The sequence below is a fragment of the secondary endosymbiont of Ctenarytaina eucalypti genome (assembly GCF_000287335.1).
Classification (GTDB): Bacteria; Pseudomonadota; Gammaproteobacteria; order Enterobacterales; family Enterobacteriaceae.
In genome coordinates this window covers 1,032,667-1,046,761 of the sequence record NC_018419.1, presented here as the reverse complement: position 1 = coordinate 1,046,761, position 14,095 = coordinate 1,032,667, and the positions used below count along the sequence as shown (strand labels likewise).

Below are 14,095 nucleotides of genomic sequence, written 5' to 3'. Positions count from 1 at the left end.
GCCACCTCTAAGCGTCAAGAACATATCCTGAGTGATCTTGATGCAAAAAAGTTATCAACCTATGATTTATCTACTACATAAAAGAGAAAACAGCGTTAGTGTTAGGCACTACTCTATCTGAAAGCTATTACAACGTAGTTTTTGCATATATACAAATAGTATTCAGGATCATCCTGTCTTTATTTTTATCTGTGGATGTTATGTTGTCGGTAAAGTGACGCCTACCTTTCTCACAAGGCATAACAAACAGCATTCTATTCTTTCATGGGTAAATAAAATCTATGATGTAGTATTAGTAACAAGTACGTTTTATTTAAAACGCAGTCTGTGCTAATATTATCTCATTGAATATTTTTAAAATATGCACATCCATTAATTCACTGCACGGATAGGATTAAAGATTCTTTTAAAAGAGTTTCTGCATAGTGAAAACAGCGTAGAAGAATCTAACTAAATACAGTTTACTTATATGCCATTGAACACCTCAAGATTCAGTGACCGCAACATCGCACTCTATTTATGACACTAATAAGACCTTAGATACCGTTTATTTTCTATATTTTCTTCTTCATCTCATAAAACATCATAAATGAATACTAATGACAGCAAGAGAACTACACTGGGTATTATAATAACCGGAGACAAAGCATAAGTGATCACAACGAGACTTTAACCCATCTAGGTAAAATGAGCAAAGTTTCTGAATTAATACCAAAGATCAACAGAGAAGACAATGTTTATTTAGAAATATTTTTTATTATAGAATATACTCCGCACCACTGAACCGAGCGGTTCATCAAAAATGGTTTGCAGATTAGGAAAGTAATTTCAGTGGCTTTCCAGACGACACTAACGTTATTGACCTAAACCCCCATACCTCAATGCTTTGCTCTCCGCAGAGAAAACAGGAACGCTCTGGTTGTCTATGTTAGAAATTTTTTCCCTAGAAGAACCGCATAGGATGCGCCCTATGACACCAAGGCAATAACAACATGATGCTAGTAAGAATTCCGGCCGTTTTCGCATGTCCGAACCATCTAATCAACGGTATGACCATCTTTTCCTAACGTATGAAAACCAGCAGTAGAGTATTTATCGGGAACGAGCGATCTCCTATTCAATAACTAAACTACTATTAATAACGGCATTGCTTGATTATCAACAATTCTTCTAGTTGCTGCTGTTAGCATAGCAGATAATTCGCGATCATGGCATCGCTAGCATCGTTGATCATTGGCTGTGCATAAAATATAGGATGATCAGGGAGAAGGATGCAAACTTTAAGGCTGTAGCGTGTAGAAGTAAATTCTTTGCAATCATGCGTTTCAGGTGTGTCTTGAAAAACCGAATAGACTACTGACGACAGAAACAAGCGCGGCGCATATGCCTAGACAAGTGGTAGCCCTGCAGGACACGTTTTTCGCCATCCCATGCGAGTAGCATATATCTCAGGTAGGATACTCTGAAGATGTATTATCTATATCAAGATTATAACATACCTGATATCTTGTCTTTCTACTCAATGGCGGATACCGTTTCCTTAAGAGAAACGCTGATAGCGTTTCTCTTAACTAGAGCGACAGCAATTGTCGAGACCAGTACACGCTGACTGCCCAACCGGCATTCCGCTTTAATAGATATACGAGGCGACTACCAGCGGTAGTCGATGATAGCACAGTGAAGCTAGCGCTCGGCATTGAGTATGACGGTAGTGCATATTACGGCTGGCAGCGCCAGAAGAAAGTACCGAGCATTCAGGACTGTCTTGAGCGCGCACTATCAACAGTAGCCAATGAAGCTATCGCCGTTTACTCAGCCGGACGTACTGATGCTGGCGTGCATGCCACAGGACAAGTTGTTCATTTCGACACTCGGGTTTGCAGGTCAGAAGATGCCTGGACGCGTGGCGTCAATGCTAACTTGCCCGCCGATATCGCCGTACGATGGATGGCACCCATGCCGGAAGACTTTCATGCGCGTTTTAGCGCTATCGCCCGACGATATCGCTATATTATATATAATCATCATTTACGACCAGCGTTACTCGTCCGTGGGATGACTCACTATTACCGTCCCATCGATGCGTCCTCTATGGCACGTGCTGGACAATGTTTACTAGGAGAGCACGATTTTACCTCTTTTCGCGCCCTTCAGTGCCAATCTCGCACTGCCTATCGTAACGTACACTATTTACACGTTAATAGAAAAGGGCTATATGTGGTAGTTGATATTAAAGCAAATGCTTTTATTTATCATATGGTTCGTAATATTGTAGGCAGCCTACTTGAAGTGGGATGTGGAAACCAACCGGAAGGCTGGATAGCCGAACTTCTGGCTTGCCGCGACCGGAGGCAAGGAGGCGCTACCGCAAAAGCAGATGGGTTGTATCTAACGGCAGTAGAATATCCATCGCATTTAGCGCTACCGATGCCGATGTCAGGCCCATTAGGGATGATGGAGTAATTCTCATCTATACAAAATAGCTTTACCAAAATTACTACATACAATATATTATCAAGTTGTATCCTGCAGATCTCTCGTTGATCTAAAAAACCGCTCACGCATGCAGAGTATAAGTAGTTACGCTATCCATAATGATATTTTGCTCAACACATTAACTAGTCGCACTTTTTCCGCCCCAGCTTATCGGCTTCTTATTGTTTACACGCGGGGAATTTTTCTGCAAAAAGACTAGATTTTTATCTAAAAATATAATATTTTATATAAAATACTTTTTCAGAAACAAATCTCAGCAGAAAAATAATTTCTTATAGGCTATAGTTGGGTATTAATGACTAAATAATAATTTTACGATTGCATAAATCGCTTGGTTCAACTGCACAGTTACAACATAGCCCTGCTAGGAACATCACGGGCCATTCATATCGTGAAATCATAACTCTTCTAGCAGCTCTAGCCAGTTAAAAAAATTTTTTTGTTCAAACTTCTTTTCCTGAAAAAGATCTCCCTCCTCTACTTCACAGTCATAGCATGAATAGCATGCTTGCGTATCATCTAATAAAGCTTAGCTATAGCGAGCAGGTTGTCAAGAGCCGTTTAGCGATATAGAGTCGGGTATCTAATCTAGAATGCCTCTTTCTATCAATCCCTAGGCTCCTTTACAAGAGAGCGGCATTATATCAATTTTCACTACATAGTCTTCTTCAAATACTAACGCAAGAAACATATATGAAGCTGATTAACAATCAGATGCTTTCTTAAATTCTTCTAATTTGCTTTTAGAAAAGAAGTTTAAGACAATCATACGGCTAGATAAATAGCAGTGCAGGATAAAACCGACCTCCTCCCCCTTTGTAGGGTAGTATATTAACTAATCATCTCATCCGCCGCCATTGTGTAACCATACATAGCGCAGTAGCGCTGTATGCACCTTGTATAATCTCCGCTTTATTAAAATGTGCCCCGGCTACCTAATATATAGGCGCGGATAAAAAAATCTTAAGGAAGCTAGTGGTGGATCAGCGCCGGAAACTGCTCATCAGTACGTAAAGTCATAATTTCGCAGCCATCCTCGGTCACAACTACCGTATGCTCATACTGTGCTGACAGGCTTCGATCCTTTGTTTTTACGGTCCATCCATCTTTCATAGTCCGTATACGGTGGTCGCCAGCATTGACCATAGGCTCAATAGTAAATGCCATGCCAGGCTGCAACACCACGCCGTTATCATCGCCAGCATAATGTAGCACCTTTGGGTCCTCATGAAAGCCTTCCCCAATACCATGGCCACAATATTCACGTACCACCGAGAAACATTCCGCTTCGACAAACTGCTGAAGCTCTTGGCCGAGAGCACGAAGACGTATGCCAGGCTGCACCATGCTGATAGCTCGATACAGACTTGCTTGAGTTACCCGGCATAACCTTTCGCCAAGAATGGTCGGTTTACCGACGATAAACATCTTTGAGGTATCCCCGTGAAAACCATCATTAATAACCGTAACGTCAATATTCAGAATGTCACCATCTTTCAGTTTTTTCTCATAGCTTGGAATACCATGGCACACCACTTCATTCACCGAAATGCATACTGATTTCGGAAATCCGTAGTACCCGAGTGACGCAGCAACAGCTTGCTGTTTTTCAGTAATATGCTGGTGGCAAAAACGATCTAACGCTCCAGTGGTTATACCAGATTGAATATAAGGTTTAATTATTTCTAGCACCTCAGCGGCCATCCGGCCGACAACGCGCATTTTAGCAATATCGTCTGATGTTTTGATAGGAATGGGCATGTAAAGATCCACAATCGGCGAAAAAATCAATAAGATCATATTAAGATAAATAAACAAGTAGCATAATAATATCAGTACAGCTTTTGAGTTCCAAATGATGATTTTTTATCTTACGAATAAAGTTTTGTGGAATCTTTATGTAATTTATGGCATAAATTATTTTTTGATATAAGATCCGGTTTTTAGGTCGTGTGTTGTTCAACGCAACTAAATTTAATTGTGCTATTCAAAACGGGTATCAACACATGTGACTGACTCCGACCTAACAGTCGGAGTCAGTCACATGTGTTGATACCCGGAGGCATAACCCTACCCCCACTTAGAGGTTTTATCATGGTAACTGTTTCCATGCGTGACATGCTCCAGGCTGGTGTTCACTTTGGTCACCAAACCCGTTACTGGAACCCAAAAATGCAGCCTTTCATCTTCGGTGCCCGTAATAAAGTCCACATCATCAACCTAGAACAAACCTTACCAATGTTTAACGAGGCTATAACTGCTTTACGCAAACTCGCTGCTCGAAAAGGTAAAATCCTATTTGTCGGCACTAAGCGTGCTGCAACTGAAGCGGTCAAAGAAGCGGGAAAGAGCTGTGATCAATTCTTCGTTAACCATCGCTGGTTGGGTGGAATGTTGACCAATTGGAAAACAGTTCGTCAGTCTATCAAGCGTTTAAAAGACCTAGAAATGCAGTCTGAGGACGGTACTTTCGAGAAACTAACCAAGAAAGAGGCGCTGATGCGCATGCGTGAACTATCTAAGCTAGAAAACAGCCTTGGCGGTATCAAGAACATGGGAGGGCTTCCAGATGCGCTGTTTGTTATAGATGCGGAACACGAACACATTGCTATTAAAGAAGCCAATAATCTGGGCATTCCAGTTTTCGCTATCGTTGACACAAACGCTAATCCCGACGGTGTAGACTTTGTGATCCCAGGCAATGACGACGCCATTCGTGCAATTAAGCTCTACCTGACCGCCGTTGCAAATACTGTACGCGCCGGCCGTTCTCAAGACCTGACGCGGAAAACTGAAGAAAACTTTATCGAATCTGAATAATCAAAAAAAGGTGAAGACGCGCCCGCGTAACTAATCTTACAATATATGCTTTACAGGGCCTATTACAAACCTTCTTCTTTAGCTTCTCTACAACACGGAATAACGAGGAACATATAATGCCCGATATTAGCGCTGCCCTGGTTAAAGACCTGCGTGAACGTACTGGCGCAGGCATTATGGAGTGCAAGCAAGCCCTAGTTGCAACAAAGGGAAATATCGAACTAGCTATCGACAATATGCGCCAATCAGGCACGATGAAAGCTGCCAAGAAAGCCGGTCGTATTGCAGCTGAAGGCCTTATCCTTAATCAAATCTCGCCAGACGGAAAATACGGAGTCATCATCGAGTTGAATTGTGAAACCGATTTTGTTACCAAAGATAAAGCATTCCGGTCCCTTGGAGAAGCAATAATCACCTTTGCACTGAAACAACGCATACCCAATCTTGAGGAAATAAAGGCCAGATTTGAAGAAAAACGTATCGCCCTCGTTGCTAGGCTTGGTGAAAACATTAGCATCCGCCGGATGGGTGTTCTAGAGGGGCAACTCATCGGCTCTTACCTGCATGGGCTGCACCTTGGTGTCATAGTTTCTGGAACCGACGCGAACGAAGAACTTTTGAAGCAGGTCGCGATGCACATCGCCGCTAGCAATCCAGAATATATGACAGGACATGATGTACCGGCCGACATGATATCCCGTGAGCATAAAATTCAACTAGCAATAGCTATGCAGTCCGGTAAAAAAGTTGAAATCGCAAAAAAAATGGTTGAAGGTCGTATGCGTAAATTCATTGATGAGCTTTCTCTGACTGGCCAGCAATTCGTTATGGAACCGAGCAAGACCGTGGGGCACGTTTTAAATGAACACGGCGCCAGAGTGAATCATTTCCTTCGTTTTGAGGTCGGTGAGGGCATTCAGAAAGCGGCGGTTAACTTCGCCGCTGAAGTAGCTGAAATAAAGCAACAGTGTTAATGCGGTATCGTAAAATCACCTATAGGTAACATCCCTTCAATAAGCCAAAATAATATCTATAACATATACTTCCCTAATTTTACTCTGACACAGCACTAGGTTAATGCTATACGATAATATTGGGTTCAAGGAATAAATCACATGGCAACCAACACAACACCTATGTACCGGCGTATACTGCTCAAATTGAGCGGAGAAGCACTGCAAGGATCTCAAGGTTTCGGTATCGATGCTAGTATGCTTCATGACGTTGCTCAGGACGTGAAAGAACTAGTAGAGCGGGGTATTCAGGTGGGTCTGGTGATAGGAGGCGGCAACTTGTTCCGCGGTGCGGAGCTGGCAACGTCTGGCATGAATCGAGTGGTAGGAGATCATATGGGGATGTTGGCAACTGTTATGAACGGTCTAGCAATACGCGATACCTTGCATCGTGCCCATGTCAACGCCCGCCTGATGTCAGCAATACCGTTAAATGGTGTCTGCGAAAACTACAGCTGGACAGAAGCTATTAGCCTACTTCGCAATAATCGCGTGGTGATTTTTTCTGCCGGTACGGGGAACCCTTTCTTTACTACCGATGCTGCAGCCTGTCTACGTGGTATTGAAATTAAAGCTGAAGCCGTTCTTAAAGCTACAAAAGTAGATGGCGTGTTTTCCTCCGATCCAGTAAAATATTCAGATGCTACACTTTACGAGAAATTAAGCTATCAGGATATGCTAGAAAAAAAATTAAAAGTTATGGATGTAGCTGCCTTAACCCTAGCGCAAGATCATAATATGCCAATACACGTGTTTAATATGAATAAACCTGGCGCACTAAGGCGGGTAATCATGGGTGATAAAGAAGGCACTTTAATTACACACACCAATGCATAAAAAATCCTCGAAATTAATGCCCGAGGTCCTGACCAGATAACAAAATCTCAGGGGGTTTGAACATGATTAATACAATCTCTACAGATACCGAGATGCGCATGGAAAAATGCATCGGTGCGTTTAAACACTACATTAGCAAAGTCCGTACAGGACGAGCTTCTCCGAGTCTTCTTGACGGTATTCGAGTTAAGTATTACGACACGCTGACCCCCTTACGTCAGGTAGCCAATGTTGTCGCTGAGGATTCACGCACTCTGGCTATCACCATCTTTGACCGCACGATGACACCAGCGGTGGAAAAGGCAATTATGGCTTCGGAGCTTGGGCTAAACACCTCCTCTACTGGTTCCATTATTCGCATACCCCTGCCTCCGCTAACTGAAAATCGCCGCCGAGATCTAATAAAAGTAGTGCGTACTGCTGCGGAACAGGCAAGAGTATGCGTACGCAATGTCCGTCGTGATGCCAATGAGAAAGTGAAGGCACTCTTAAAAGACAAAACTATTAGTGCAGATGCGGACCACCTATCGCAATACGAAATCCAAAAACTCACGGATGCTTGGATTAAAAAGCTCGATAACGCTCTAGCGGAAAAAGAACAAGAATTAATAGAAACGTAATTTAATACAGCTTTGACAATACATTTCTCAGTTCACTTAGCTGACCGTTCTATCAAAATAACCACATCCCTCATCTCCTCAAGATAAGGGATGTGGTTATTTTGATATTTGTTATTTTTTCTGAATTCATGAGCGCAGTATAACCTACTGATGCTAGGCTGCACTCTATCAATTTACACCTTATATCAACAAAACTGACTGAATTTTCTCAGTAAGCAAATAAAGTACCGTGCATCATTCGTAAAATAATTGATCGCCCCCTTTCATCGCATAGATGAAAGTGCATATACTTACACCTGCCTAGATCATCTTCACACCTTTATATTAAGCCAATAATACATATCAGTAAGAAATGGCAATTGGTACCTGCAGTTTTTTGCGGTGTGAATTTTATTCACTATCTAAGCAGTAGATAAGATTTTTATTATGGCTTGTGAGTATTGAAATGGCTGGGATACCAGGATTCGAACCTGGGAATGCCGGAGTCAGAGTCCGGTGCCTTACCGCTTGGCTATACCCCAAAAATCATGGCTAATATAAAATGCAAAAAAATAGCTCTAGTATTTATGTTTTAGCCATACCATCTCACTCACTGAAATAGTATGGCGAATGTTACCTATTATTTCATTAATAGAGCTTGCTATCGGCACCTAGCATAAGCTTATAATGAAGATTGCTTGCTTTTACACGCTAGCATATTAGCGAATATACTACTATTTTTACACACCCAAAAGTAACTACCGCAGCGTGTAGTTATCACTGATAGCAGTTGATGTATTTGATGTGATATTATCATGCGATATCAAAACTTTACATCAACATATATAAAAAGATTACTCACATAGTAATGAATAATGATAAACACAACAATCTGCTTTGAGGGATTCAGTGTGAACCTAAATATTAATTTAATAAATTGAAAAATAATAAAAAGCACGATGAAACTAGCTTATTACCTAAGTATAGATATTTTCTCTATAAAACGTTCACCTAAAACAATTTTATGTACTGCATCGGAATAATCATTCATGCCTAATTCTTGTGTAATCGAAAAAGAAAAAATACTTTCTATTATGTTAATGCTCCTAAGTATGCATACGCTCTACAAACCCATTAGTATTAATCAGTAAATGACATATAGACATGGAGATCACTGATGAAAAGACTATGCGTCAGGCATTTTTAGACTACAGAAGGTAATGTGGTAAATAATCATATCCCTATCCAGGACATCTAACGACCCAGCTTGAATATATTCACCTAGGATTTCCTCCTGTATTGGTGCAATATCTGTTTTTAACCTGAGATCAACTTCAGAGAGAATAGATTCTCATTGAGCATGTCATGGTCTATCGGTGTGCTTGAGTATCCTTACGCCTGATCCATGCAAGCTCTTTCATTAGGAAAATAGCGCCTGCATAAAATTAAGGTTAACGAAACATCAATACCAACATTCTGCAGACACATCTCATCTTGACTGGGGTACCAGGATTCGAACCTGGGAATGGCGGGATCAAAACCCGCTGCCTTACCACTTGGCTATACCCCATTAACTACTAACTACAGGGGTGGTGCGGAAGGCGAGATTTGAACTCGCACACCTTGTGGTGCCAGAACCTAAATCTGGTGCGTCTACCAATTTCGCCACTCCCGCAAAGTATGGTGGCTACGACGGGATTCGAACCCGTGACCCCAGCATTATGAGTGCTGTGCTCTAACCAACTGAGCTACGTAGCCAACTTTCCGCATGATTGATATTTAGAAATTGACTTGGCATTTTAAGGAGTAAAAAAGAGTCCGTCAACTTGTTTCGCTTCACTGATATTAAACGGCCGACGTGAGCTGCCAAGAAAGGAGAAAACACAATTTAAAAGAAAAGTCTCATATAAAAAAGACTACATGTTACTTTTCCACTTGCAGTAAACAAGTGATTCATCAAATGATGAAAAAATCAACACGAACATACATCATAGTAAAAGAAGTCAAGTTTCATGACGCTAAGCATTGGAAAAATACTTGATAACTTAAGTAAAAAGATGAGACTTCATGATACCTTTCTGCAATAACTAAACTATTGCTATACGATACGCACTATGTGCATAGTGCCGAACAACATCATCTGCTTCAGTCCTTTGACTATGTCCCTTTCTGAGATGATCTGAGCATCATCCTCCCCTAAACTGCACTGAATATCCTACAGTGTTTTGAACTAGTACTAGACTATTTTGGAAATGCACGGTTCTGATTTCTTTCTTTCTATTCCTTGACGTTATTACGACCACATAGATACCGTTTTTCAAATACCTAATGACCTTCTTAGATTAAGTAGCCAATATGAACCAAAGCAGGATCAAAAAATGTATGTTTTCTTTCAAGCAGGAATTATTACACTAGCCCGTGTCTTGCATACGATCTTCCGCAAAAGGCCAACCGAGAAGTTGCACTTCTTTCTCACATCTGATAGAGCTCATGCAATAATAGTGTTTTTTATAATCATTCAGCATAAAGCGTATTATACGTTGTGCGCTGCTCATCTGTTAGATCGGACTTACGTCTTATCTTACTTTCTCTACAATATACTTCCAACCTTGCTATTCTTTTTCGTAACTATAAGGAAATGGGAAAGTAAACTATTTTAGCATGAGAATTTAGCAACATGTCTTTTTCATTTTGAACATGATATTTTCTGATGCAGCCTAGCTCAATGATGTTATTTTGTAGAGACGAATTCTTTTACTGATACAGTATAGCATGACGTTCCTTAATATAACCAAAACAGTGTTAATTAAAAACTCTTTTGGGTTTTCTAAAGAGCCTGTTTGCTTATGATTCACCCACGGGCGGGTCCAATGGGACTGATCACAAGGCTAAATCACATTACGATTTTAGGCATTCTGCACGCCATTTATGTTGCGTAAAAAAAATCACTGCTAGCCGCTAGCGCATCAAATTGCGTAGGTTATTCAACAAAAATTGAAAGTAATGTAATAAAAAAGCCTGATAAGCAACGTCGGGCTAGATACAAGTAATGCTATATGATTGATATTGAAATTAAAAATCTACTTTCAACTACGACTGCCAATGATGTGGAGTAACCTATTTTGCATCAGACCCGTTGCGTGACCTGGTCTTTGATTCTATCAGCTGGATTACACGCCTTTGTCATCCTAGCCTTGCTGTATATTAAAAGCCCTACAATGCATATACCCTCAGCCGTTGAGCAGCAGCACATGATCGTTATGCTAAACGCACCTAAACTACAGCAAGAGCCAATGAAAGAAGCAAAACCGGCGCCAAAGCGCAAGCCAAAACCTAAATCCGAGCTACGCCAAAAAGAGAGACGACCTCAAAAAAGGCCACCCAAAATATATACAAAAGCTCAATATCCGATCACGACGGCAAGCAATGGGCTAAAAAACGTTAACCATATACCGAGAGCAATACTACGCATCAATCCCATTTATCCTCTGCAGGCTAGAGCCTTAGGAATTCAGGGTAATGTTAGCGTAATATATGATGTGAATATTCATGGACGAGTAAGAAATGTGCGTATTGTGTTTTCCCAACCCCGTAACATGTTCGAGCGCGACATTCGTTTAGCAATGCACAGGTGGACCTATGAAACCGGAAAACCTGCGAATAATATGATAGTGAAGTTTCAATTCGATCTTAAAGGCGTCAGGTACCGATAAAAATGTATCGATGACGACATAGATAAGCTAACACACCGAGGGTACACGAAGAACAAAGAATTTGGTTCACCTTTTATTCAAAAAAATAGCAGAAACAGGCTCCTCAGTAGCTCTTTTACTAAATAAAGCACGGTACATAGTAAGTAATTAATCATATTTACTAATACTGGTAAATAGTCTTGCACATACTTGATGAAAGAATCAGCCGTCATGCTATTACGCGGTCAATTTTAGTAAGTAATGATTATCATCTTGAGTTTATCCCATCGAACACGCGATCTAAATATAAGAGTCTATCTTATATTAATCAATAGATTAAAGATGTTAACAGTATAATATAGTCCATTCAAAAAACGGGAAGAAAACGAGCATGAGTGTCATATGAGTACGGGAATGTGATCAAAGGAATAAACATAACATCGCCAAATCAAGGGGAAGCCGAAGGTCTGATATCCTATAAGATAAGCAGTTATACCAATGTCATCGGTCTCATTGTCATTATAGTTTACTCAGATGACTGCACGTATAATATTAATTATACGCATCATGATACCTAGATAGCTGAGGCGCACAGATCATCAACTAATAAATGTACTTGCCACACTATATTAATCTTCAGCAATAGGCGTGGAGATATTAAAATTCCCGGTGTTCATCAACACACCGGAGTCACACTAGCTAACGCGCCCGTCATGCTACAATATCCCGCCTTTACTTGCACACACTACATTCCTTTTGGATCACCATTCCCACTCAACAAAAATGCGTCTCTCTTCCTTCTTCCGGTTGCCTCTGATATTGAGGCAACAGTGGTGGTGAATGACTACCTTTTTACCGAAGCTAACGTAGCTGATTATAGGATCAGTAGAAATAGGCGTACAACATTTAGCGAAAGTAATTCGTACATCATCAACATTTTTAAGCAACATCCGGCGCAGGCAGATGCTAGGAATTAAATTAGACCGATCACCTTCAAAATCCCTAGCAACCACCATGCTGATAGATTTACCGAGACCGATGTCAGCCAGAGGGTCTTCAAAAATCACCCGCTTCATTCTCCCCCACTCTTTTTGGATATTTCCCTGGGGTCTTTCAACAAGGTTACGACCCTCGTCTAAAACATTGTCAAGAAAGCGTCGGCCGAGGATCGCGGGATCATCATGCTTTAAGGTTTGTAGCGTCTGCCGAATTTTGGCCAATGCTTTAGAACTTACAACGAAATTTAACCAGGTTGAATTAGGTCGGGCACCGGGAGCGGTAATAATCTCCACAGTTTGGCCGCTGATTAGCGACTGGGAAATGGGATAGAGCTCTCTATCAACCCTAGCGCCTACACAGGTGTGACCAATGTCAGTATGTACGGCATAAGCAAAATCCACTGGTGTAGCACCTGCTGGTAACTCTATTATACGCCCTTCCGGAGTAAACACATAAATTTCATCAGGGAAAAGATCGGATTTAACACTTTCAATAAACTCAAATGAGCTACTGGCGCTTTGCTGTAGCTCTAACAGGCTTTGCATCCAGCGCTGCGCGCGGATTTGCGCCGTAGTACCGGTTGTACCTAGCTTTTTATACGCCCAGTGCGCCGCTACTCCCATCTCCGCCATCTGATCCATGTCCTCTGTGCGAATCTGCACCTCCACCGGCACACCATGAGGACCAATCATCGAAGTATGGAGTGATTGATATCCATTGGCTTTAGGGATCGCGATATAATCTTTCACTCGACCGGGGCGCGGTTTATAAAGGCTATGCATCTGACCCAGAACCCGGTAGCAAGTATCAACTTCTCTGATGATGACCCGAAAAGCATATATATCCATAATATAATGAAAACGTTGTTCTTTTAAATGCATCTTGCAATAAATTGAGTATAGATGCTTTTCCCTTCCGCTAACACGACAGGGAATACCTGCTGCTGTTAAACGACCATCTATCTCTCCAAGAATTTTTTGGATCATTGCCTTTCGGTTACCACGGGCTACTTTAACTACATCTTTGATAATACGGTAGCGATTTGGATACAGCGCCTCAAATCCCAACTCTTCCAGCTCAGTTTTTAGGTGATGCATACCTAGCCGGTGAGCCAGCGGGCTGTAGATTTCCAAGGTTTCTCGTGCAATACGACGCCGTTTGTCTGGTCGTAGAGCACCTACGGTACGCATGTTATGCGTGCGGTCAGCAAGTTTTATTAAAATAACACGTATATCTTGCACCATAGCCATAATCATTTTACGAAAATTTTCTGCTTGAGCTTCTCTCTTGTCGCGAAATTTTAGCTTATCCAGCTTTGATAGACCCTCTACCAACTCAGCGACGCTTGTGCCAAAAAGTTTTTCCATGTCTTGGTAAGTGGCTGGGGTATCTTCAATAATGTCATGTAGCAGTGCCGCCATAAGCGTCTCATGATCAAGACGCATCTCAGCTAGGATACAAGCAACGGCGATAGGATGCGTGATATAGGGTTCACCACTAGCACGAGTCTGCCCCTCGTGCGCATCACGAGCGACAAGATAAGCCTGCCGGAGCAGTTTTATCTGATCCTCGGGCAAGTAGCATTGAATCAGAAGATTCAGAGTTTTGAACAGATACAAGATAGGTTAATAACCTGCTG

The 14,095-nt window shown here is 41.5% G+C and carries 7 protein-coding genes, 4 tRNA genes and 1 pseudogene; 6 read left to right on the top strand and 6 right to left on the bottom strand.

The window, feature by feature from the left end:
- Positions 1-1,677 precede the first annotated feature (1,677 nt).
- Complete coding sequence (gene truA / locus A359_RS02935) at positions 1,678-2,463, top strand: tRNA pseudouridine(38-40) synthase TruA (RefSeq protein ID WP_014888372.1); 786 nt, start codon at positions 1,678-1,680, stop codon at positions 2,461-2,463.
- 1,005 nt (positions 2,464-3,468) lie between these two features.
- On the opposite strand, the gene map is transcribed toward truA, so the two are convergent.
- A complete protein-coding gene (map, locus tag A359_RS02930; protein ID WP_014888371.1) occupies positions 3,469-4,257 on the bottom strand; it encodes a type I methionyl aminopeptidase in 789 nt (262 codons plus the stop codon).
- A 333-nt stretch (positions 4,258-4,590) separates the two neighbouring features.
- Here map and rpsB point away from each other — a divergent pair, with 333 nt between their 5' ends.
- The 4 genes from rpsB (at position 4,591) to frr (ending at position 7,786) form a co-directional block, all read left to right on the top strand.
- Positions 4,591-5,316, top strand: a complete 726-nt coding sequence (gene rpsB / locus A359_RS02925) for a 30S ribosomal protein S2 (RefSeq protein WP_014888370.1) — start codon at positions 4,591-4,593, stop codon at positions 5,314-5,316.
- Between the two features lie 116 nt (positions 5,317-5,432).
- Positions 5,433-6,290, top strand: a complete 858-nt coding sequence (gene tsf / locus A359_RS02920) for a translation elongation factor Ts (protein ID WP_014888369.1) — start codon at positions 5,433-5,435, stop codon at positions 6,288-6,290.
- 141 nt (positions 6,291-6,431) lie between these two features.
- A complete protein-coding gene (pyrH, locus tag A359_RS02915; RefSeq protein ID WP_014888368.1) occupies positions 6,432-7,166 on the top strand; it encodes a UMP kinase in 735 nt (244 codons plus the stop codon).
- Between the two features lie 62 nt (positions 7,167-7,228).
- The gene (gene frr / locus A359_RS02910; protein ID WP_014888367.1) at positions 7,229-7,786 is read left to right on the top strand and encodes a ribosome recycling factor; all 558 of its coding nucleotides are present in this window, start codon (positions 7,229-7,231) and stop codon (positions 7,784-7,786) included.
- Positions 7,787-8,232: 446 nt separating this feature from the next.
- On the opposite strand, the gene A359_RS02905 is transcribed toward frr, so the two are convergent.
- From A359_RS02905 to A359_RS02890, 4 genes are all read right to left on the bottom strand, one after another.
- Positions 8,233-8,307 (bottom strand) — tRNA-Gln (locus A359_RS02905).
- A 956-nt stretch (positions 8,308-9,263) separates the two neighbouring features.
- Positions 9,264-9,335 (bottom strand) — tRNA-Gln (locus A359_RS02900).
- A 20-nt stretch (positions 9,336-9,355) separates the two neighbouring features.
- Positions 9,356-9,440: transfer RNA gene (locus A359_RS02895), tRNA-Leu, on the bottom strand.
- Positions 9,441-9,446: 6 nt separating this feature from the next.
- Positions 9,447-9,523 (bottom strand) — tRNA-Met (locus A359_RS02890).
- A 1,493-nt stretch (positions 9,524-11,016) separates the two neighbouring features.
- Between A359_RS02890 and A359_RS02885 the strand changes: the two genes are divergently transcribed.
- Entirely contained in the window at positions 11,017-11,478 is a 462-nt protein-coding gene (locus A359_RS02885) for a TonB family protein (RefSeq protein WP_160142732.1), read from the top strand.
- Positions 11,479-12,224: 746 nt separating this feature from the next.
- Here A359_RS02885 and spoT read toward each other — a convergent pair.
- A pseudogene (spoT, locus tag A359_RS02880) lies at positions 12,225-14,075 on the bottom strand (bifunctional GTP diphosphokinase/guanosine-3',5'-bis pyrophosphate 3'-pyrophosphohydrolase); the annotation flags it as partial.
- Positions 14,076-14,095 lie beyond the last annotated feature (20 nt).

Coding starts and splice junctions, on each gene's coding strand:
- frr (WP_014888367.1), top strand. CDS start 7,229: ATGATTAATACAATCTCTACAGATACCGAGATGCGCATGGAAAAATGC.
- A359_RS02885 (WP_160142732.1), top strand. CDS start 11,017: ATGATCGTTATGCTAAACGCACCTAAACTACAGCAAGAGCCAATGAAA.
- rpsB (WP_014888370.1), top strand. CDS start 4,591: ATGGTAACTGTTTCCATGCGTGACATGCTCCAGGCTGGTGTTCACTTT.
- map (WP_014888371.1), bottom strand. CDS start 4,257: ATGCCCATTCCTATCAAAACATCAGACGATATTGCTAAAATGCGCGTT.
- pyrH (WP_014888368.1), top strand. CDS start 6,432: ATGGCAACCAACACAACACCTATGTACCGGCGTATACTGCTCAAATTG.
- tsf (WP_014888369.1), top strand. CDS start 5,433: ATGCCCGATATTAGCGCTGCCCTGGTTAAAGACCTGCGTGAACGTACT.